The organism is Algibacter sp., from assembly GCF_029245835.1.
GTDB lineage: Bacteria > Bacteroidota > Bacteroidia > Flavobacteriales > Flavobacteriaceae > Algibacter_B.
On the sequence record NZ_JAQWOO010000070.1, the window covers coordinates 77,029 to 99,207 of the forward strand.

The 22,179-nt window shown below is 29.9% G+C and carries 18 protein-coding genes; 15 read left to right on the forward strand and 3 right to left on the reverse strand.

Annotated features, from left to right (window positions below):
• Positions 1-57 precede the first annotated feature (57 nt).
• The 3 genes from P8K68_RS11525 to P8K68_RS11535 form a co-directional block, all read right to left on the reverse strand.
• Positions 58-1,719, reverse strand: coding sequence for a hypothetical protein (locus P8K68_RS11525; protein WP_300251034.1), 1,662 nt, complete (start codon positions 1,717-1,719; stop codon positions 58-60).
• A 415-nt stretch (positions 1,720-2,134) separates the two neighbouring features.
• Positions 2,135-3,223 carry a GNAT family N-acetyltransferase gene (locus tag P8K68_RS11530; protein WP_300251036.1) on the reverse strand — a complete coding sequence of 363 codons (1,089 nt, stop codon included), beginning with the start codon at positions 3,221-3,223 and terminating at the stop codon, positions 2,135-2,137.
• A gap of 754 nt (positions 3,224-3,977) precedes the next feature.
• Positions 3,978-5,780: an Ig-like domain-containing protein gene (locus P8K68_RS11535; RefSeq protein WP_300251039.1), complete on the reverse strand. Its 1,803-nt coding sequence runs from the start codon at positions 5,778-5,780 to the stop codon at positions 3,978-3,980.
• A gap of 530 nt (positions 5,781-6,310) precedes the next feature.
• Between P8K68_RS11535 and P8K68_RS11540 the strand changes: the two genes are divergently transcribed.
• The 15 genes from P8K68_RS11540 to P8K68_RS11610 all read left to right on the forward strand — a co-directional run bounded on the left by P8K68_RS11540 (position 6,311) and on the right by P8K68_RS11610 (position 22,149).
• Positions 6,311-7,333, forward strand: a complete 1,023-nt coding sequence (locus P8K68_RS11540) for an NAD-dependent epimerase (RefSeq protein ID WP_300251041.1) — start codon at positions 6,311-6,313, stop codon at positions 7,331-7,333.
• Positions 7,334-7,493: 160 nt separating this feature from the next.
• The gene (locus tag P8K68_RS11545; RefSeq protein WP_300251044.1) at positions 7,494-8,477 is read left to right on the forward strand and encodes an SDR family oxidoreductase; all 984 of its coding nucleotides are present in this window, start codon (positions 7,494-7,496) and stop codon (positions 8,475-8,477) included.
• Between the two features lie 4 nt (positions 8,478-8,481).
• Entirely contained in the window at positions 8,482-9,861 is a 1,380-nt protein-coding gene (locus P8K68_RS11550) for a nucleotide sugar dehydrogenase (RefSeq protein ID WP_300251047.1), read from the forward strand.
• A 6-nt stretch (positions 9,862-9,867) separates the two neighbouring features.
• Complete coding sequence (locus P8K68_RS11555) at positions 9,868-11,148, forward strand: nucleotide sugar dehydrogenase (protein ID WP_300251049.1); 1,281 nt, start codon at positions 9,868-9,870, stop codon at positions 11,146-11,148.
• Positions 11,149-11,231: 83 nt separating this feature from the next.
• Entirely contained in the window at positions 11,232-12,779 is a 1,548-nt protein-coding gene (locus P8K68_RS11560) for a hypothetical protein (protein WP_300251052.1), read from the forward strand.
• Positions 12,780-12,793: 14 nt separating this feature from the next.
• Positions 12,794-13,891 (forward strand): glycosyltransferase family 4 protein, encoded by a 1,098-nt coding sequence (locus tag P8K68_RS11565; protein WP_300251055.1) that lies wholly within the window; start codon positions 12,794-12,796, stop codon positions 13,889-13,891.
• A gap of 16 nt (positions 13,892-13,907) precedes the next feature.
• Complete coding sequence (locus tag P8K68_RS11570; RefSeq protein ID WP_300251057.1) at positions 13,908-15,026, forward strand: hypothetical protein; 1,119 nt, start codon at positions 13,908-13,910, stop codon at positions 15,024-15,026.
• Complete coding sequence (locus P8K68_RS11575) at positions 15,023-15,604, forward strand: serine acetyltransferase (RefSeq protein ID WP_300251059.1); 582 nt, start codon at positions 15,023-15,025, stop codon at positions 15,602-15,604. Before P8K68_RS11570 ends, P8K68_RS11575 begins: the two co-directional genes overlap by 4 nt.
• Positions 15,597-16,538 carry an ATP-grasp fold amidoligase family protein gene (locus P8K68_RS11580; RefSeq protein ID WP_300251062.1) on the forward strand — a complete coding sequence of 314 codons (942 nt, stop codon included), beginning with the start codon at positions 15,597-15,599 and terminating at the stop codon, positions 16,536-16,538. The genes P8K68_RS11575 and P8K68_RS11580 overlap by 8 nt, the downstream gene beginning before the upstream one ends.
• Before the next feature lie 28 nt (positions 16,539-16,566).
• On the forward strand, positions 16,567-17,646 hold the full coding sequence (locus tag P8K68_RS11585; protein ID WP_300251064.1) for a glycosyltransferase: 1,080 nt from the start codon (positions 16,567-16,569) through the stop codon (positions 17,644-17,646).
• Between the two features lie 34 nt (positions 17,647-17,680).
• Complete coding sequence (locus P8K68_RS11590) at positions 17,681-18,352, forward strand: hypothetical protein (protein WP_300251066.1); 672 nt, start codon at positions 17,681-17,683, stop codon at positions 18,350-18,352.
• Positions 18,353-18,366: 14 nt separating this feature from the next.
• A protein-coding gene (locus P8K68_RS11595) for an IS3 family transposase (RefSeq protein WP_300251068.1) occupies positions 18,367-19,526 on the forward strand; the annotation gives its coding sequence in 2 pieces (ribosomal slippage) (positions 18,367-18,598 and positions 18,598-19,526; 1,161 coding nt in all).
• A 112-nt stretch (positions 19,527-19,638) separates the two neighbouring features.
• Positions 19,639-19,983, forward strand: a complete 345-nt coding sequence (locus tag P8K68_RS11600; protein ID WP_300251070.1) for a sugar-transfer associated ATP-grasp domain-containing protein — start codon at positions 19,639-19,641, stop codon at positions 19,981-19,983.
• 30 nt (positions 19,984-20,013) lie between these two features.
• Complete coding sequence (locus P8K68_RS11605) at positions 20,014-21,063, forward strand: sugar-transfer associated ATP-grasp domain-containing protein (protein ID WP_300251072.1); 1,050 nt, start codon at positions 20,014-20,016, stop codon at positions 21,061-21,063.
• Positions 21,064-21,144: 81 nt separating this feature from the next.
• A complete protein-coding gene (locus P8K68_RS11610; protein WP_300251074.1) occupies positions 21,145-22,149 on the forward strand; it encodes a sugar-transfer associated ATP-grasp domain-containing protein in 1,005 nt (334 codons plus the stop codon).
• Positions 22,150-22,179: the final 30 nt, after the last annotated feature.

The window sequence follows — 22,179 nt, forward strand, 5'->3', positions numbered from 1 at the left end:
AATGTTTTAAGCAAAGAAATGAGGTTCTAAAAACCCTCATTTTTTATCCTTAATGCTTTATTTTCTTCTTTTAACCGAGGCATCAATAACAGTTAATCTTCCTGAATTATTTAAAGTATGCATCGCTAATAGTTTTTTATTCCAATTAGGATAAATAGATTGTACTTTTATTTCTTTGTAATTTTCCTCGTCAATAGTTATGATTTCTTTAATTTTCATACCATAACCATAACGCTTTGAACAATTCTGTGAAGGTCTAAAAATTCTATCATTTTCTATAAAAATGTTACCGGCAGGTCTAGATGATTTAACATCGGATACAATAGGGTTAAAAGGATGTGGTATCCAGTCATTAGTGATTAAATTATCAGAATAGAATAAAAATAATTCATCAAATGAAGACGCTCCTTTATTCTCTTTAATATTGCAAAACAACCAATATTTATTATCTTTTTTAAATATTGTAGTATCTACAGCATAAATGTTATCCATTAAAGTTTTAACTAATTCCCATTTATCTGGAAACTCAGTACACTTATATAGTTCTATAGTTCTATTTTGAGCTGTTTCAGGAATCATAAATAATTCATTATCCTCTTCAAAAATAAATGGATATGATAGATGGTAATCTCTTTCAAGAACAGGTTTTGGTTTATCATAATTACCTTCTTTATCCATCTCAATCAGTGCTATTTTTCCTTTGTTTTCAGAATACAATAACTCTTCAAAATAAATAAAAAACTTGTCATTTCTCTCTATAATAAAAGGATCTGCCCAAAACCTATCTTTTGGTGGCAATATTTTTTTAAACCTAAAAAAAGACTTTGAATACTTTTCTGTTTTTTCTAACTTAAACATCAAAATCCATTGTTCGAAAAAGAAATAATTTGTAATCTTTTTACTGAGGTTACCATAAAATATATTCCATACTCCTTTTAAAGCCTCTTTATTACTTGGATATGTAAATAACTTGTTATAATAAAAATATGGAGTTGAATTGATTTTATTAACGTTTTCAATGAACTTCTCCTCTCCTAATGTATGTAGCTCACTTAGTTTTCTTGGTATAAGTGCTAATGCCTTCCAATAATAGTTGTTTTTATTTCTTGTAATACTTGATTGGTCTGTTTTAGAAAAACCCTCAGCTAACTTTACACCGTTATCTAAGTCTTCCGTTAAAATTTGAAGCAACACGCCTGTTTCATCCCATTTCTCAAATACCTCCCAAACTCCGGCAGGTCCTCCTCTATTTACACTATTATCCCCATGATGAAAAGACCAAACACCATACTTTGAGCATTTTAGAATGTCTCCTCTTAAAATTTTAAAGCCTATTCTAATTAAAACATCAATATTTTCAGACTTAATTTTTTCAATGTCATCATCTAAAAATCTATGGCTAAATTTTGTTTCTTTAGGTTTCACCACGATATCCTTACATTTCAATAAATGACTAATATCTTTGGATTCAAAAGCATCAAATTTAACAGAATGACACCTGTCTTCAAACTTTTGATAAAAAGTGTAGATTAAGTTTTTTCTTTGATCCCACACAGACTTAAGCAATGGCTTTTTCAAAGTCTCAACAGACTCTTTTCTCACCGTTAACACAATTTCAGAATGATCAGAAAGATTGATGATTTCAATCATTTTATAAGCCCAAGCTGGTACTGAAAAACTGTTAATAAGTAGGCCAATTCGTAATTTGTTACTATTCAAATTTTATATTTTTTTTATAAAAAACAGCTTTTAATACTTTTTAAACTCAACTAAAAATTCTAGTTGGCAATTAAGTTATCCATCAATGACAATAGATTTTTAATTAGTTATCAAAAGTAATTTTATTTTTATGATAACCCAACTGAAGTTCTAAAAAGTAATTATTTTTTATTTATTTGTTGAATCCAACAATTAATTAATTGCATTCATATTTACTATGTTCCTAGCATCATTTCATTAAAGGACTGTTCATTTAAAAATTTAATATCTCGACAATCATAATAATTTTTCAAACATAATTTACAGCCACATTATCAACTCCAAAAAAAAACTAATTTTTAATACTATTAAAATTATATTGTATATAAATAGTCATCTCTATTGTTTTGGTTTCCTTCCTCATTGTCTACTGTTATTATGAAGTCAGTTTTTTCAATTTAAGTTTTAAACCATTGATTTTTCCCTTTAATAATTCTGACTTAACAAATGATTGAATCATTTTATTTTTATAAATCTTAATAGTATACTGCACCATACTTTCAGGTCCCCATGAGCTTTTATGGAAACTGCTTCCATCCATGAAATCATAATCAAATCTTCCCTCACTCATAATCTCCTGCAGTACCAAAACGCGCAAAAGATTACCAGGTGTTTTGATAATATCATTTTGGTATACATAGGCCTCTTGAAATAAATAAACTTTATTCTCTCCAACAAAAAAATGCTGGTAACCCAAGACTTCTCCTTTCTCTGATATTAAGGCATAAAGCCTCATTATTCCACCCTCAACTAACCATGATATTTTTTTCCTAAAAAAACTAATCCGGTATTTTTTATATCCTCCAAACGCTCCCATATGTCCTTCAGCTTCCCAACGGTTTTGATGAAGTTTTATAAAATTATCTAACGAGTCCTGATCATCAACTAATCTTAATTTTAAATGAAGTTTTGATGCCTCTTTTGTCATTTTTCTAACTTTCGTTCGCATACGAGGCTTCAATAATTTAATATATTCTTCAAAATTTTTCTGGTTTTTTACTATTAAATACTCCACCTCTATTTCATCCTTCATTATACCTTCTATCCTCTTTAGGACACCATTCAAAAAACTTGTAGGTAATAAAAAATTAAAATTCCAAATATGAACGCTTTTGTCGTTAAAAATTTCGGTAATAGCTAAGATAAAATCCTCTGGATTGTTTTCATTTGTTATAGCATCCAAATCTTTACTTTCTAACAAACTACTCAAAAACTGCCAAGTAATTATTTTTTTGCCTAAGATTTTTTTTGATTTTAAATATCCAGGGATAATTGCCTTAACTTGTCCTAGGTATTCAATTACAATAATATATAAGTTATCTCCAGGATGCTGGTCATTATAAGCTAACCACCAATTATATTGCCAATCAAACTTTAAAAAAGGAACTTTCGAACTATTAATTCGATTCCATTCACCTTTCAGTCTCAAAAATTCTTCATTCTTAGTAACTATTCTAATTTCCATTTTGACATATTATTTTAAGTTTAATAATCTTATTTAGTTATGTTTAAAAATGACTGATTCTAAAAAACCTCTATGTTTTACGCCAACCTGTAAGCAGTTCTTTATAAAAATGTTATTACATTATTTTATATACCTTTTTTGCGTCTGTGGTCATGAAACGGTAAATTTTGAATTTTTTAGTTTCATTTCTAAATGAATAGTCGTATTAACAAGCTTGTTTATCTTAATCTTACTATTAAATTTTTCTTGACATAAATTATGGTTAGAATTAACCCTCAATTAGTTTTAATTATTCAATATTTAACAAAAAAACCAGAATTAATTAAACAGGCTGTAAATTTAATGCTTTTAAAAATTATTAATAATTTTCTTGTTAAGGTGTTATTTCTTTCGGTCAATAGGACTAAATTTATATTTTACTTACACTTAAGTGTAAAGTTTGTCGATAAACAGTAAACACCTTTAGCGTTGGGCTATAATAAGCAAAAAAATAAATTTATGGTAATGAAGATTATTACGTGCTCTTGCTATAAATATGAATAACCTCTCTACCTAAGCAACCTTTAGTTCAAAAAATAATGTTTTTTTTCGTACCATTTGTGGCTATTCTAGCTTGAAATCTCTTTTTCTTATAAGTCCTTATATAAAACTCAGGTTTTAAAGGACAGTGAAATTGCAAACTCATACTTTTATTCATAAAAAAACCACTGATAGATTATCAGTGGTTTTAATCACATCCTAAATCAAATATATTTTAGTCAAGAGTCCTATTTAAAAACTCTTCAATATTTGTATAACCATCTCCATCTCTATCTTCTAAACTATCATCTATATTTTTATTATATCCATTCGCATCCTCCCATGCATCAGACATTCCATCATTATCACTATCTGTCAAAGGTGTACCACTATCTAGAATTGGAAATGTACCTGAAGTATTTGCTGCTGTAGATGTTCTCGTTACAACATCATTAATAGCTCTAGTGTCTTCGCTATCTCTTGTAGGATAGGACGCTCCAACATGGTCTTTAAGACTATCAACTAAGTTTACAGCCTTTGTCAATACCACACCATCATTAATAATAGGTGTACTTTTAGGTGTTGTTACCCTATAATCCGTAGTTAATCTTTTTTCAACATCATCTTGTCCACCTCCTGCTTGTATAACACTCCATTCTTCATCCCAATTAACAGGAGAAGTTATAGAAGTTCTTAAAGGACTAATATTACCTTGAGTAAAAATTGATACAGGATAAGCAGTATCTACAAATAACATATTTCTTGAAAACCCAGAATCAATACAAAGGTTATTGATATAGTTTAAGTGTTTAGTTCCTGCTGCTGCAATGTTGTTTGGAAAAGAAGCGTGCCATTTACCCTCTAAAGTTACTGTATTTATAATTTCAAAATAAGTTTCTTCATTAGCATAATTACCAGTTTCGTTTTTAATTAATGGCTGTCTTTGACCTACACTTGCAAAAACAAGATTATAGAATGTTAATCTATCAACGCCACCAGAACATATAATACCTTTATCAATACCTCCCCATGCAGTGTCTATTAAACTGTTTTGTATGGTTACATTATAAACATTTGCTCGATTATTTCCGTCATAATCGTAAATTGCGATGTTTTCATCACTAGCCCAACTAAATGAACAATGATCTACAATTACATCATGGCAACTTGTAATGACAAGACAATCTGAATTTTGTTCTGACACTTCCGATTCAGAACGTCTAATAGTTAAATATCTAATTATAACATCGTTAGCTTGCACTTGTAAAACTACTTCATTTGGAGTACCTTCCATACTTAAAGTAATACCATCTCCTGGTGCTGTTTGTCCTGCAATTGTAATAAATGGGTCATTTATGGTAACAGTGCTGGTTAAGTTAATTCTACCACCAATCTCAAAAACAACTATTCTAGATCCAGAAGCTTCGCAAGCTGCCCTGAAACTACCAGAACCACTATTATTTAGGTTAGTTACTTTAATTATTCTACCACCTCTACCTCCAACGGCGTTTTTGCCATATCCTTCGGCGCCAGGAAAGGCTTTCAATTCAGTCTCTATATCATCTATAACTGCTTCAACAGTTATAGTAACTGTTGCCGTATCACAATTCTCAGAGTTTGATGCATCACAAACAGTATAGTCAAAAGAATCAATTCCAGAAAAACCTGCGTTTGGTGTATAAACTATGGAATCATCTAAAAAATTATTTGGTGTTGAATTATCATTGATAGTCAAAACACCATTAGATGGGTTTGTATTAGAAATTGTGATTGTTTGTGGCAAATTTTCATCATTTAAATAAGGCTCTAAATCAACGGCAATGTTTTCAGTAGTAGTTACAGTATCATCTACTACATCTATTGGAATTACTTCATCCTCAGTGTTCGGAGCGTCTTCTTCTTCAGTAGGCTCAGTTTCTTCTACTACAATTGCAGATTCTTCTACAACAAATATTTCTTCATTATTGCATGATGGTAATAGAAATAATAAAAAGAGGATAATAGTCAATAATTTTGTGTTTACTAGTAGGTTTTTCATAATAATATTAAATTAGATTTTAAGGGGTTGTCAAATATAAATACTTTAAATCGATTATTTTTGCATTTCATCGAAAAACTGTTATTATTTGTAAGTATTAACTTCTATTTAGCATTTCGTCGATAAAATAGATGTATATTTTTTTTTCGTTTCAATCATATACGGCAATTTTAAGCTTAAGGACTATATTATTTTAAAAAAAATTTAGTTTGTCCTAATAATAAGTAGTTGATCGGATATTTAATACCAATTGATAATATCTTGTGGAAAGGTTTTTTGATATATCAAGCACACCAAAACACAGTTTCGATATAATAAAATATTAAACATTAATATAGAATTAAGGTTGGTTAGGTACATAAGTCATTACAACAGCATCCAAATTCCAGTTTTAAATACAATATGGTTAAATTAAGGTAATTAAGATTTTAACGAGTTTTATTTCTTTTCATCTGCAATTACATTAGCATTAATTTCTTTTTCACATATTTGTAATCAAAATAGCAAATAACCCCTCAAATCAAAAAAAAATGAAAATACTTGTAACTGGTGCCGCAGGATTTATTGGTTTTTATACCTCAAAAGTTTTAATAAACAAAGGACACACTGTAGTTGGCTTGGATAATATTAACGATTATTACGATATTAATCTAAAATATGCCCGATTGAACGAGCTAGGCATAAATAAAAATGAAGCTTCAATATTCAACAAGAGATGTAAAAGTCAGTCGTTTGACGAGTTTTCATTTGTTAGAATGAACTTAGAGAATCGTGAAACTCTTCCAAAACTTTTTAAAAGTGAAAACTTTGATGTAGTGTGCAACTTAGCTGCACAAGCTGGTGTAAGATATAGTCTTGAAAACCCTGAGTCTTATATTGACTCAAATTTAGTCGGTTTTTTAAATATTCTAGAATGTTGTCGAAACTTTAATATTAAACATTTAGTATACGCAAGTAGCTCAAGTGTATATGGATTAAACAAGAAGATTCCATTTTCAACAGATGACAACGTAGACCATCCAATCAGTTTATACGCAGCAACAAAGAAAAGTAACGAATTAATGGCGCATACTTATAGTCATCTGTTTAATATTCCAACTACAGGACTTCGATTCTTTACTGTTTACGGTCCTTGGGGACGACCAGATATGGCTATGTTTTTATTTACCGATGCTATAGTTAACAATAAGCCAATTAAGGTATTTAATTATGGGAAAATGGAACGTGATTTTACATATATAGATGACATTGTTGAAGGTGTGGTCAGAATTCTTGAGCATCCTAATAAAGAACGAATTGAAAAAAACGATTTATATAAAGTATATAATATAGGTAATAATAATTCTGTGAAGTTATTAGATTTTATAAAAGAGATAGAATTAAACCTTGAAACTGAAGCTAAAAAGAACATGCTTCCAATACAGCCAGGAGATGTAGAGCGCACTTGGGCAAATGTAGAGGATTTAATCAATGATTATAATTACAAACCCAACACCTCTATAAGTGCTGGTGTTAAAGCGTTTGTGGATTGGTATAAAACATACTATAAATAATTAAATACAAGTTGTATACCTACTTTTTATCGATTAAAATCCTTTAAAAATTAGCACTTTGATTTTAATCGTAAAAAACGTCAACTTACCATAATAATCGTAAATGTTTAAATATTTTTTTACATATTTGCGGTAGCTATTAACCACAAACCCAAATTTAATGCTAAAAAATCTACAAAATAAGACTATACTAGTTACAGGTGGTGCCGGTTTTATAGGCTCAAATCTTTGCGAGACACTTCTTTCTAATAACATAAATACGGTTTGCTTGGACAACTTCTCGACTGGCAAACGTGAAAACATTGAACCTTTTTTAAGTGACAACAATTTTAATCTTGTTGAAGGTGATATAAGAAATATTGAAGACTGTCACAAAGCGTGTAAAGATGTTGATTACATTTTACATCAAGCTGCGTTAGGATCTGTACCAAGATCAATTAACGATCCAATCACAACAAATGATGTTAATGTATCTGGTTTTTTGAATATGTTGGTAGCTGCCCGTGATGCAAAAGTGAAACGATTTGTTTATGCAGCGAGTTCTTCAACTTATGGAGATCATGAAGCATTGCCTAAAGTAGAAGATGTTATAGGAAAACCATTATCGCCTTATGCTATAACAAAATACGTTAATGAATTGTATGCAGATATATTCCAAAAAGCATATGGCTTAGATACTATAGGTTTACGCTATTTTAATGTTTTTGGTAGGCGACAAGATCCAAATGGTGCTTATGCAGCTGTAATTCCTCTTTTTGTAAAACAATTTATAAACCATGAATCACCTATGATTAATGGTGATGGAAGTTATTCTAGAGATTTCACATATATAGATAATGTAGTTCAAATGAATCTATTAGCTATTACTACTAATAATCAAGAGGCTTTAAACAACGTATATAATGTTGCTTTTGGAGATAGAACAACACTACTAGAGTTGACAACATTATTGAAGGAACATCTTTCTCAATTTGATGATTCTATTAAAAATATTGAAATAAAACATCGCGAAAATAGAGTTGGTGATATACCTCATTCATTAGCATCTGTTGAAAAGGCAAAAAAATTATTAAACTATAATCCTAAATACAATATTAACGACGGTATAAAAGAAGCTGTTAATTGGTATTGGAAAAATTTATAATAAAATGAAAATCACAAAAATTTGTTGCATTGGCGCAGGATATGTTGGTGGGCCTACAATGGCAGTTATTGCTAATAAAAACCCACATATTAAAGTAACTATAGTAGATATTAATCAAGCTAGAATTGATGCTTGGAATGATCCTGATGCTTCTAATCTGCCTATTTACGAACCAGGTTTGGCTGAAATTGTTGAAGAAACAAGAGGTAAAAACTTGTTTTTTTCTACTGAAATTGACAAAGCTATAGATGAATCAGAAATGATTTTCATATCTGTTAATACTCCCACTAAAACTTATGGTAAAGGAAAAGGTATGGCTGCTGATTTAAAATACGTAGAACTATGTGCCAGAAATATTGCAGATGTTGCTACTACGGATAAAATTATAGTTGAGAAATCTACTTTACCAGTAAGAACTGCACAAGCTATTAAAAGTATTTTAGATAATACTGGAAGTGATGTAAAGTTTGATATTCTGTCAAACCCAGAATTTTTAGCTGAGGGTACTGCAATTCAAGATTTATTAAATCCTGATAGAGTTTTAATAGGTGGTGAATCTGAAGACGCTATAGAAAGTTTAGCAAGTATATATGGAAGTTGGGTGCCTGAACATCAAATTCTAAAAACAAATGTTTGGTCTTCTGAGTTATCTAAACTTACAGCCAATGCCTTTTTAGCACAACGCATATCCTCTATTAATGCTATTTCAGAGTTATGTGAAAAAACTGAAGCAAACGTTGATGAAGTTGCAAAAGCCATAGGAATGGATTCAAGGATTGGTCCCAAATTCCTTAAATCTTCAGTAGGCTTTGGTGGATCATGCTTCCAAAAAGACATATTGAATCTTGTTTATATAGCTAGAAGTTATAATTTACACGCCGTTGCTGATTATTGGGAACAAGTTATCATATTGAACGATCACCAAAAAAGGCGTTTTGCAGACCATTTAATAAGCACGCTTTATAATACGGTTTCAGGAAAGAAAATAGGTTTCTTAGGATGGGCGTTCAAAAAAGACACCAATGATACTAGAGAATCTGCAGCTATATATGTTGCTGATCATTTATTAAATGAGCAAGCTAACATTGCTGTCTACGACCCTAAGGTTTCAAATGAAAAAATGCAATCAGATTTAAACCATTTAAACACTAGGACTGAAGAAGAAAACAGTAAGTTAGTTCAAGCGACTAAGACACCTTACGAAGCTTTAAAAGGTGCTCATGCTGTTGCTATTATGACTGAATGGGATGAATTTAAAACGTACGATTGGAAAAAAATATACTCTGAAATGAAAAAGCCTGCCTTTATTTTTGATGGTAGAAACATACTTGATAAATCTGAAATGGAAAACATGGGTTTTGAATATTCTTCAATAGGTCAATAAAATATTATGGATAAAGAAAAAATAGCAATTATAGGATTGGGATATGTAGGGTTACCTCTAGCCCGCTTATTCGCTACAAAATATTCAGTTGTAGGTTTCGACATCAATGACAAACGAATTTCTGAATTAAAGCAAGGCAAAGACGTTACTTTAGAAATTGAAGATGATGTTTTGAAGGCAGTACTTAAAGATAGTGCTGATTCTAGTGACGGTTTATATTGTTCTTCTAATATTAATGATATAAAGGATTGCAATTATTATGTTGTTACCGTTCCTACCCCTATTGACAAGAATAACAGACCAGATTTAACACCTTTATATAAATCTAGTGAAACTGTCGGAAAAGTACTCAAGAAGGGAGATATAGTCATTTATGAATCTACTGTTTACCCTGGAGTAACAGAAGATGAGTGTGTGCCTATTTTAGAAAAAATAAGTGGACTCAAATTTAACTCCGATTTTTTCGCTGGATACTCACCAGAGCGTATTAATCCTGGCGACAAAGAACATACTGTTGATAAAATTTTAAAAGTTACAGCGGGTTCTACTCCAGAAATTGGAGTAAAAGTCAATGACTTATATGCCAGCGTAATTACTGCCGGAACTCACCTTGCTCCTACTATTAAAGTTGCCGAAGCAGCTAAGGTTATTGAGAATTCTCAAAGAGATATCAATATTGCTTTTGTAAATGAGCTTGCAAAAATCTTTAATCTGTTAGATATAGATACACATGCCGTTTTAGAAGCCGCTGGCACCAAATGGAATTTCCTTCCATTTAAACCTGGTTTAGTTGGTGGGCATTGTATTGGTGTAGATCCTTATTATTTAGCTCAGAAAGCTCAAGAGGTTGGATATCACCCCGAGATTATTTTAGCAGGTAGACGGGTTAATGATAGTATGGGGCAATATGTTGCAAGTGAAGTAGTCAAAATGATGCTTAAAAATGATATCAAAGTTAATGGAGCAAAAATATTAGTATTAGGCATCACTTTTAAAGAAAACTGCCCCGATGTAAGAAACACAAAAATTGTTGATGTTATAAAACATTTAAAAGATTATAGCCTCGATATAACTATATACGACCCATGGGTTAGTTCTGAGGAAGTGTTACACGAATATAATTTGGAAGCCATTAATGATGTGCCAAAAGATAAGTTTGATACTATTATCCTAGGTGTTGCCCACAAAGAGTTTAACAACCTGAACTATTCTCATTTATTAACACCAAAAGGCTTAATTTATGATGTTAAAGGTATTTTAAAAGATAAAGCTAATAAGTGCCTTTGATTTAAATAACATAATTACTATCGTATAATAAACTAATACCAATATTCTTATTATCCATAAGAAATAAAAACTAAAAGTATTGAATGTCAAGAATTTCCAAATCTATAAAGAATGCGAAAGTTGGTATATTTTTTTTCGTTATATCAATTGTTATACAATTCTTTGCAAGAAAAATATTTCTTGACAATTTAGGAGACGATTTTATAGGATTAGATTCTACAATAAGAAGTATCATAGGTTTTCTAAACTTAACAGAACTAGGTATTGGAACTGCAATTGGTTTTGCTTTGTATCAACCCGTTTTTGATAATGATCGAAACGAAATAAATAAAATTATAGCGCTTCTAGGGGTTCTTTATAAAAGAATTGGCTTATTCATAATAGGATTGGGTGTTATTATTTCTTTATTCTTTCCTTTGATATTTTCCAAAACTGATTTTTCATTTACTTTAATATATTTTGTATTTTATTCTTTATTATTCTCTTCGCTATTAGGGTATTTTGTTAATTATCATATGAGTTTGCTTGGTGCCGATCAAAAAGGATATGTTGATAATACGATATACCAAACACTTAATATAGTTAGAGTAATTTTACAAGCTCTAATTGCAATCTATTTAAAGAATCTATATTTATGGATTGCGATGGAATTGGTGTTTAGTATTATTTTTAGTATCGTACTTAGGGCAAGAATAAAGCAAGAATACCCATGGCTTATTATTAACTCCTCAGAAAAAGCACAAATTATAAAAGAATACCCCGTTATAATTAAAAAAATAAAACAAGTTTTTGTGCATAAAATCGTGGCGTTTGTTAAAGGAGGAACTGATAATATACTTGTTTACGCCTTTGTAAACTTGCAAAGCGTTGCGTTCTTTGGGAATTACCAATTAATTATTATTAAACTTAGTGGCTTAGTAAAAATGTTGTTTTCAGGAACTGGTTCAGCGGTTGGAAATTTAGTAGCTGAAAATGATAAAGAACATATTAACAAAATATTTTGGGAGTTAATGGCAATCCAATTTTTTATAGCTGGTTTTTTAAGTATAACACTATATTATCTTATGGGGTCTTTTATTATACTATGGCTTGGAGAAGAATATATTTTATCAAATAGCATTTTATTATTAATGATTGGTAATTTTTTTATTTATGAAATAAGTTCTCCTATTGAGCGCTTTAAAAATGCATATGGTTTATATTCTGATACATGGGCTCCAATAGTTGAAGCCATAATAAATCTTTCAATTTCATTTGTTTTTGGAAAGCTATGGGGTATTGAAGGAATTTTACTGGGAACCTTAGTAAGCCTTATACTAATTGTAGTAATATGGAAACCATATTTTGTGTTTAAAAATGGTTTTAACAAAAATGTTTGGCATTATTGGAAAGGTATTATACCTATAGTAATAATTTTATCTATATCAACGTTTCTAATAAATTATTCAATCACTTATTTTCCTTACAATGAAAGCTCCTCAAATTTTATTAATTGGGTAATTTATGCATTTAAAGTATCATCAATAATAACACTTATCTATGGTATTTTATTATTTTTATTTATTAAAGGTTTTAAAGATTTTTGTTTCAGATTGAAAAAATTAATTGAACATAAATTATTTAATAATTAATAACACATTTAAATTTGAACAATAAAAAAAAGAAAATTGGTTTTGTTATAGGTTCACTTACATCAGGCGGAGCAGAACGAGTTATATCTACATTAAGTAATGAATTAATAAACAAGTATGATATTACTATTATTACCTTTGTAAAAACTACGCCTTTTTACAGACTTAATAGTGGAATTAAAGTTATAGCATGTAAAGAAACTATCCTCACACCTACTTCAACCTTAAAATCACTAAAGCTTAATTTTGAATTAGTACGGAGTGTTTCAAAAATTATAAAATCTGAGAAATTAGATGTTCTAATTGGTTTTATTACAACAGCCAATATTATAACGACAATAGCAGCCAAATTAAATAGAATTCCAAGTATAATTAGCGAAAGAAATAACCCAATGATGGAGGATGTTCCCAAATTTTGGGTTATGATGAGAAATTTAATTTACCCTAAGGCAGATAGAATAATTCTTCAGACAGAAGGTGTAAAAAGATTTTTTACGAATAGAATTAAATCTAATAAAATAGCGATACTTCCAAACCCAATTTCTAAGGATTTATCTTCTTTAAAAGACGATAAGATTAAAAAAGAAAACATTATTCTTACTGTAGGCAGATTAGATAAAAATAAATGTCATGATTTAATTATTAATGCTTTTAAAAGGGTTAAATCTAACAATTGGAAACTTTTAATTGCAGGAACTGGACCAAAAGAGAATGACCTGAAAGAGTTAATTAAAAGAAACAACTTAGAAAACTCTGTTGAAATTTTAGGAAAAGTAAATGATATAGACAAGCTTTACAATAGTGCCAGGGTTTTTGTGTTTGCCTCCAGAACAGAAGGGTTTCCTAATTCACTGTTAGAAGCCATGTATTTTGGTATCCCTACTATTTCTACAGATTGTAATTTTGGTCCATCAGAAATTATAGAAAATGGTGAAAATGGATATTTAATACCTGTGGGAGATCAGGATATGTTAGAAAAAAGATTAAATACTCTTATTAATGAAAAAGGAGTTAGAGAAAAGTTTTCTGTAAAAGCAAAACTAACTACAGAACGCTTTCATAGCAGTAATGTAGTCAAAAAATGGGATGAAGTAATCTGCTCATTGATTTAAAGAATTTGTGTAATAAATGAAATTGCTAAAAATATTAAAGTTTATTATAGCCGCATTAGTTTTACTAAATGCTCCCGCAGTAGTTTTAATGAATACAAGTGCTACTATAGGAAGTTTGGCAAGCTATAGTACTATTATTTTACTGGCTATATATTATGTCCTTGTAAAGAAAACTGAGCCCAACGTCTGGATGATTGTTTTAGCTCTATCTTATTTTGTTATTTCAAGCTTGCAGTACTATGGTATTCCAAGTGAGTTTGTTTATAATTGCATTAAATACTTGATAGTTGTTATCTGCGGTTATGAATTAATAAAAAAAATGAGTGCTACTGACATGTTTTACCTTTTTCTTATTGGGACTTTAAGCATAGGATTTGAAGCAGTTTTTTTAACAAGTAAATGGGGTAGATACAGTGGTTTTTATATAAACCCAAACGTAGCAGGTTTTATTTGTATTTATGCCTATGCCTTAACTTACGGAATTAAAAACCGTGGACTTAAACTTATCGGACAATTTGTTTTTACATTAATGGGGTTACTAACTTTTTCAAGAACTTTTATTGTTATATGGGTTCTATTAAACTTGATATCCCTTAGAATTAGTATTAAAAATATTAAAATGCTTGGGATTGGTTTTTTAATTTTAAGCACACTATTCTTTATAGATGAAATTGTGGGTCTAAACAATCCCAGATTTGAACAGCTTAAGAGAATTGCATCAAATGAAAAAGTCTCAACTCGAGAAATAAATGAAGATTCCAGAGCAGATACATGGGCATTATATTATGATCAAGTACTAGACTCTCCATTTATTGGAAACGGATGGGGCACTTTTTCTGGTGTAACTGGTCCCCTTGGTGCCCATAATTCATTTTTAATGGTTGTTGGTGAGGCTGGTATTTTACCTTTATTAATTATGATAGCAATGTTTTTTGTGATGTTTTGGCAGGGGTATGTTTATTTTAAATATGCTCCTAATCTAATTATGCAGACCATTGCATTGTCATTAGTTTTACTAGCTAATCACAATTTTTTCAACTTTTATTACTTTACTTTTGCTACAATGTGGATACAGTATCAACTAATGGTCCAAAAGAATAATAAATTGTATAATCAGCAAGAAATAACATCATGATAAAGTCAAAAGCAGATTATTATGACTATTTAAAACAAGATGAAATCGCAAATGGCTTTCAGTCATCTGGTGTTTTTCAATCTATAGTTAATATAATAACTCCAAATCCTATTAAAATTTTTTTAAAGAGGTTAAGAAAAGCTGAGTACTACAAAAATACTAAGTCTAACATATTTAGCAATGCTTATTATTTCTACCTGAGATATTTACTAAAAAAATCTTCAGTTAAGCTTGGCTTCTCAATACCAGAAAATGTCTTTGGACCTGGTTTAGCATTGGTTCATTACGGTACTATTGTAATTAATGCTAAATGTAAAATTGGAAAAAATTGTAGGATGCATGCTGGTGTAAATATAGGTGCTTCAGGTGGGGAAAAAGAAGCCCCTCAATTAGGAGATAATGTATATATAGCCCCAGGTGCTAAAATTTATGGTAATATTTCTATTCCTAACAATACAGCTATTGGAGCTAATGCAGTGGTTAATAAATCATTTGATGAAGAAAATACTGTTATCGCAGGAATACCTGCAAAAGTTATTGGCAAAGTAGATATAAAAAAAATCATAAGACATGTATAATCAAGAAGGTAAAAATATAAGAAGTAGAGTGTCTGATTTTTATCGAAAATCAGACATTGGATATTTATTTCTAAGGCCTTTTTATAAGTTATATGAACTTGTACTTTCAATAATTCCTGACAAATTAATTATTCAAAGAAGTTTTAAAAAACATATGGGGTATTCGCTTGATTTAGAAAACCCTAAGACTTTAAATGAAAAAATTAATTGGCTGAAGCTTTACGACAGAAAAGACTTATATTCTATAGTTGCAGATAAGTATAAAGTAAGAGAATATGTTGAAGAAAAGATTGGTAAAAAATATCTAATACCACTACTGTATCACACAAAAAACCCAAATGATTTAAAACCTGAAAACTTACCTAGTAATGGTAATTATATAATTAAAAGTAACCATGATAGTTCGGGAGGTCTTATTGTTAGAAACCCATCACTAATTAATTGGTATACCGCTAGGAAAAGATTCAAACGTTTACTAAAGGAGAATCATTATTATAGTACCATTGAATGGCAATATAAAAACATAGAACCAAGAATTGTAGTAGAAGAATTATTAACATATGATGACGAAAGCATTCCTGATGACTACAAGTTCCATTGTTTTAATGGAAATTTGGCTTTTGTTATGATTGATTTTGACAGACATTCAGGTGAACGAACAAGAAACCTATATGATACAGATTGGAAGCTGTTACCTTGTAATTGGGGAAGACCAAATGGTAAAGAACTCAATAAACCAGAAAATTTTGAAGAAATGAAAATGTTAGCTGAAACTTTAGCTAAAGATTTCAAATATTCCAGAATAGATTTTTATTTGGTAAGAAACAAAATATATTTTGGGGAAATAACATTTCATCATGCATCAGGATTTCAAAAATTTTATCAAAAAGAATGTGATGAAAAATATGGTAGTATGCTAGATTTAAAGCTCTAAATAAAAAAATAATATATATTATAATCTTATGGATAAAATTAAAGTCTTTTTTGTTATTCCAACACTTTATGGTGGCGGTGCTGAAAGAGTAATATCTTATATACCTCAATTTATAGATAAAGAAAAATTTGATGTAACATTAATTATAGTAGGTTTCGAAAAAGATAGTACTTATGATGTTACAGGGATTCCTGTAAAATATTTGAATAAAGCAAGGGTTCGCTATTCATTATTTGCTCTCTTTAAAATTCTATTTATAAATAAACCCAAGATTGTATTAAGTACCATTGGAGATTTAAATGTAACGATGGGATTTTTTTCTGTGCTATTCCCAAGTATCAAATTTATTGGAAGGCATACTATAGTAAGCCAAACAGTATTTAAGGTGCCAGTAAAGAAAGCAACCATAGGAAGAAAAATAATCGGAAAAATTTTTAGAACTGGCATCAACTTATTGGACGTAGTACTCTGCCAATCCAGAGATATGTTTGATGATATGCAGATTAACAAATACAAGGTATCAAAGCATAAATTAAGAATCATTCATAACCCAATGCGAGATAACTTTAAATTAAAATCTAAAAGCTCAGTACAGGATGGAATGATAAGATTTATTACTGTTGCAAGGCTTGTGCCGTTGAAGGGTCATGAAAGAATATTAAAAACTCTTTCAAAGTTAAACTTCAAATTTCAATACACTATCATTGGCGATGGTAGTGAAAAAAATACTATCTTCAAATTAATAGAAGAATTTGAGATGCAGGATAAAATAGTACATATATCTCATACTAGTGAGGTTTCAAAATATTTAACTGAAAGCGACTATTATTTAATGGGCTCATATGCCGAAGGGTTTCCCAATTGTCTTATAGAAAGTTGTTCTGTAGGCACACCTGTTATAGCATTTAATGCACCCGGAGGGTTAAATGAAATCATTGAGAACGGCGTTAACGGGTTTTTAGTAGAGAATGAATCAGAGTTTATTGAAAAACTTAACTATAAACAAGATTGGGATGCGAAAACAATACGAGAATCTGTTTATAAGAAGTTCAATAAAGACAAAATAATTAAAGATTACGAAAATTTATTTTTTGAGATTTTAAAATAATTAGTATAAACATTTAATTCACTCAGATAATCAGATGGGATCATTAAGGAAATTAGTAAAAAATGGTATTCAATCAACTAGGGTTTACCTTGATAATAGGGATAGAAATCAAACTGCCTTTCGGCTCTTAAAAAGCATAGAGGAAGAAAAAGGAAAACTTAAATTATCTGACAAAAAATTATGTCAAGAATATGCGGTGGATGTTTTAGGTAATAAGGTATATACGCCTTGGCTATTTGTTTATAATGCCTTTTCTGGAGAATTTAAGGAAGGTTGGATCCCCGATAATTATTATGCTCAGTGTGTTATTCCAAATGTGGGTGGTTCTTATGGAGAAATTTTAGAAAGAAACGCTATAACTGATAAATTATTAAATGTTCGCAACTCTTTAGATATTTGCTATTATATTAACAATTTCTTTTATGGAATAAATAATGACGTACTTAATGAAAATAATTTAAAAGAAATACTTTTTAAGGAAAGAGAAAAAGTGGTTTTTAAAACTGAAGATTCTCAACAAGGAGCAGGAATATATTTTTTTGATTCAAATTCATTTACTATCGACGCTATAAGAAAACTTGGTGATGGTGTTTTTCAAAATTATATAAAACAACACTCATTTTTTTTAAATTTCACTAAATCATCTGTCGCAACAATTCGAATTACTGGAATGTCTAGTTTTGTTGGTACGATTTTAAGTGAATAACTTAACTTAGCAATATGGGTAAAATAGTTTATGATCAAAGTTTTAAAAAGACCTTAGTAGAATTATTAAATTCTGGTAAATCTGTAAAAGACCTTACAAAAGAGTTTGGTATTAGTCAAGCTTCCATTCATCGGTGGAATAAAGAATTTAACACTACAACTTCAAAACAAAACAATCAATCTGAAGTACTTAAAATAAAGTCTTTAGAAAAAGAATTAAAGGATGTAAAATTAGAGCGTGATATATTAAAAAAGGCGGTAAGCATCTTTTCCAAGAGCGACAAGTAATATACCAGTTTATTAAACTTAACACTGGTTTATTTCCTGTTGAAAAGATGTGTAAATGTATGAGAGTTAGTAAAAACAGTTATTATACCTGGTTGCGGTCTGGTCAATATAAGCGACAGAAAAGCTCCATATCTCTCTTAAAATCAAGAATTACTACTATTTTTAATCAAAGTAAACAAATATATGGTAGTTTACGTATTCAAAAATCGTTAGAACGCGAAGGGCTAGTTTATTCAAGATCTTACATTGCTTTAATTATGAAAGAACTGGGTTTAAGAAGTGTACTAAGTAAAAAGTTTAGAGTTTGTACAACAGATTCAAATCATACTTTTGCCTTGGCAGATAATGTATTAAATAGAGACTTTACAAGTACGCAATTAGGTGAAAAATGGGTTTCTGATATTACATATATAAAAGTTGGCAATCAATGGAATTACCTTACAACGGTTTTAGATTTAGCAGATAGAAAAATAGTGTCATGGGCATTAACTGAAGATATGAGTACTGAAAATACCGTTTATAAAGTCTGGTTACAAGCAAGAAAAAATAGAACTATAACTAATAATCATATTTTTCATTCTGATAGAGGCGTACAATATGCATCGAATAAAATGACAAGCGTTTTAAAGGCAAGTAAGAAAATAACGCAAAGTATGAGTAGAAAAGCAAACTGCTGGGACAATGCTGTTGCCGAGAGTTTCTTTAAAACAATAAAATCTGAATGCACAAACAGATATTCTTTTAAATTCTTTTTAGAAGCATATCAAGTTATTGACCAGTATATTAAATGGTACAATTATAAAAGACTTCATTCTTCTTTAGGTTATAAGTCACCTCTAGAAATGGAAATGGAATTAATAACGAAAAACAATAAAAATGTAGCTTAAAAATTAGTACCAAATTTATTAGGTAGTCCATACCTCTGTTTGCGATAATATTGGTAATATAAGTATTCGAGCAGGCTGGTTAAAGTTTGCCCTTGGAAATGACACCCATTGCATGGGAGATGCTACAATGAAAATACCTTATGATATTAATAGCGGTAAACTATATAAAGACGCATATTTTGGAACTTGGAAGTCGACTAAAATTCTTCCTGATAGCAACTTTGCATTTGCTGATAAAGTACTACCATCTTTCGATAATTGTATAGCTGAAGTTAAAAGAATGCATGGCAATATGCCTTTCGCAAGATGTCTTGGCTGGGATTTAATAGTAGATGATAATAATAATGTTGCATTTATTGAAGTTAATGGAGGGCATAATGGAATTAGATTTACTGAGGCTGTGCAAGGGCCTTGCTTTAAAGGGTTAGGGTGGGAGAACTTACACAAATTAAATTAGTTCTAAAAATACTAGGGTAAAAATTATAAAATGGGAAAAGTAAAGAATTCGGTCAAAAATTTACTTAAAAAAGGTGAAAATTATGTCTATCATAAGGAAAAAAATATTGAAGCATATAAAATCCAGAAAACTTTTGAGAGTGTAACGGGTAAACTGAACTCAAAAAATAAAAAATTATGCAAAGAATATGCCCTTGATATTTTTGGAGATAAAAAATATGCCCCATGGCTTATGGCATACTGTGCTTATTCTCATCAATTTAAAGAGGGTTGGATTCCTGATAATTATTATGGTGAGTATGTGGTACCCGCTTTAAAAGGTGAATATGGAGCAATCTGTAATAGGTCATTAATAATAAATAAACTATTAAATGATAAAAACTCTACAGATTTAGGCTACTATATTAATAGTTTATTTTTAAGTACAAATAACGAGGTTTTAAATGTTGAGAGTTTTAAAAAATTACTTTTTGAGAATAATAAAAAAGTAGTATTTAAAACTGAAAACTCTTTCCAAGGCAAAGGAATCTATTTTTTTGATAAAAAAACCTTTGATGTAAATCTTATAAAGCAATTAGGGAATGGTGGGTTTCAAAGTTATATAAAACAACATCCTTTCTTTAATCAGTTTAATGATTCATCTGTTGCAAATATTCGTCTTACTTCTGTATGCAAGGATGATGGCGAAATAGAAGTTAGAGCTGGTTATTTTAAATATGGTGGTAAAAATGAAACACATGTAAAATCGAAATCTGCCATATATATTTCTGTTAATGTGAGTACTGGACAATTACATAGCAAAGCTTCCCTACCTGATTGGACACCTATAAATCAATTACCAGGCAATGATATAAAATTTGCAGGTATGGAGTTACCATGTTTTAACTATTGTATTTCTGAAATAAAAAGAATGCATGGTCTCATCCCTTATGTAAGATGTATTGGATGGGATCTAATCTTGGATGAAGAAGAGAATATTAGGATAATAGAATTAAATGGATTACATAACACAATATCATTGCATGAGATGGAACAAGGCCCGTGTTTCATTGGTTTGCAGTGGGAGAACTTGCACAAATAAAACAAATAGTAAAAACTAAAAAAAAAACTAAAATTGATAGCAATAAAGAATTTGACCAAAAATATACTTGATAAGGGCAAAATGTATATTTATCACAGTGAACAGAATGAGGAAGCGTATAGAATACGAAGATTAGTTGAGAATGAAAAAGGTAAACTTAGCTCTAAAAATATAAAATTATGTAAGGAGTACGCACTTGATATCTTTGGAAATAAAAAATACACCCCTTGGCTTATGACCTATTGTGCTTATTCACACGAATTTAAGGAAGGTTGGATTCCCGACAACTATTACGGTGAATATGTAGTACCTGCTTTAAATGGTGAGTATGGTACCGTCTGCAATAGGGCATTAGTAATAAATAAATTATTAAATGATAAAAACTCAACAGATATAGGCTATTATATTAACAATTTGTTTTTGAGTACAAGTAATGAAGTTCTAGATGTTGAGGCATTTAAAAAATTACTTTTTGAGAATAATGTGAAAGTTGTATTTAAAATTGAAAACTCGTTGCAAGGGAAAGGAATCTATTTTTTTGACGAAAAATCTTTTGATGTAAACTATATAAAACAATTAGGAAATGGTGTCTTCCAAAGCTTTATAAAACAGCATTCGTTTTTCAACCAGTTTAATGATTCAGCTGTGGCAACAATTAGACTTACTTCTGTTTGTAAAGATGATGGGGCAATAGAAGTTAGAGCAGGTTATTTTAGATTTGGTCGTACTGGTGACACACATGTTCTTTCTTCTCGTCAGATGAGAATACCTATAAATATAAAAAATGGTACTTTATTGGATGTTGCCTTTTACCCAAAGTCAGAATCTACTAAACGGCTACCAGACAACGATATAGACTTTGCAGGCATGGAGTTGCCTTTGTTTAGTCATTGTGTTTCCGAGATAAAAAGAATGCATAGTCTAATCCCTTTTATTCAATGTATTGGATGGGATATAATTATAGATAAAAATAATAATTTAAAAGTAATAGAATTAAATGGTGGACATAACGGTATAACATTTAATGAGATGGTTCAAGGCCCTTGTTTTAAAGGCTTGGGATGGGAAAAACTATATAAAATTTGATTTCAAAATATTAAGCAATAAAATAAATCT

Coding starts and splice junctions, on each gene's coding strand:
- P8K68_RS11545 (WP_300251044.1), top strand. CDS start 7,494: ATGCTAAAAAATCTACAAAATAAGACTATACTAGTTACAGGTGGTGCC.
- P8K68_RS11550 (WP_300251047.1), top strand. CDS start 8,482: ATGAAAATCACAAAAATTTGTTGCATTGGCGCAGGATATGTTGGTGGG.
- P8K68_RS11585 (WP_300251064.1), top strand. CDS start 16,567: ATGGATAAAATTAAAGTCTTTTTTGTTATTCCAACACTTTATGGTGGC.
- P8K68_RS11570 (WP_300251057.1), top strand. CDS start 13,908: ATGAAATTGCTAAAAATATTAAAGTTTATTATAGCCGCATTAGTTTTA.
- P8K68_RS11580 (WP_300251062.1), top strand. CDS start 15,597: ATGTATAATCAAGAAGGTAAAAATATAAGAAGTAGAGTGTCTGATTTT.
- P8K68_RS11605 (WP_300251072.1), top strand. CDS start 20,014: ATGGGAAAAGTAAAGAATTCGGTCAAAAATTTACTTAAAAAAGGTGAA.
- P8K68_RS11555 (WP_300251049.1), top strand. CDS start 9,868: ATGGATAAAGAAAAAATAGCAATTATAGGATTGGGATATGTAGGGTTA.
- P8K68_RS11560 (WP_300251052.1), top strand. CDS start 11,232: ATGTCAAGAATTTCCAAATCTATAAAGAATGCGAAAGTTGGTATATTT.
- P8K68_RS11540 (WP_300251041.1), top strand. CDS start 6,311: ATGAAAATACTTGTAACTGGTGCCGCAGGATTTATTGGTTTTTATACC.
- P8K68_RS11590 (WP_300251066.1), top strand. CDS start 17,681: ATGGGATCATTAAGGAAATTAGTAAAAAATGGTATTCAATCAACTAGG.
- P8K68_RS11535 (WP_300251039.1), bottom strand. CDS start 5,780: ATGAAAAACCTACTAGTAAACACAAAATTATTGACTATTATCCTCTTT.
- P8K68_RS11530 (WP_300251036.1), bottom strand. CDS start 3,223: ATGGAAATTAGAATAGTTACTAAGAATGAAGAATTTTTGAGACTGAAA.
- P8K68_RS11575 (WP_300251059.1), top strand. CDS start 15,023: ATGATAAAGTCAAAAGCAGATTATTATGACTATTTAAAACAAGATGAA.
- P8K68_RS11600 (WP_300251070.1), top strand. CDS start 19,639: ATGGGAGATGCTACAATGAAAATACCTTATGATATTAATAGCGGTAAA.
- P8K68_RS11610 (WP_300251074.1), top strand. CDS start 21,145: ATGTATATTTATCACAGTGAACAGAATGAGGAAGCGTATAGAATACGA.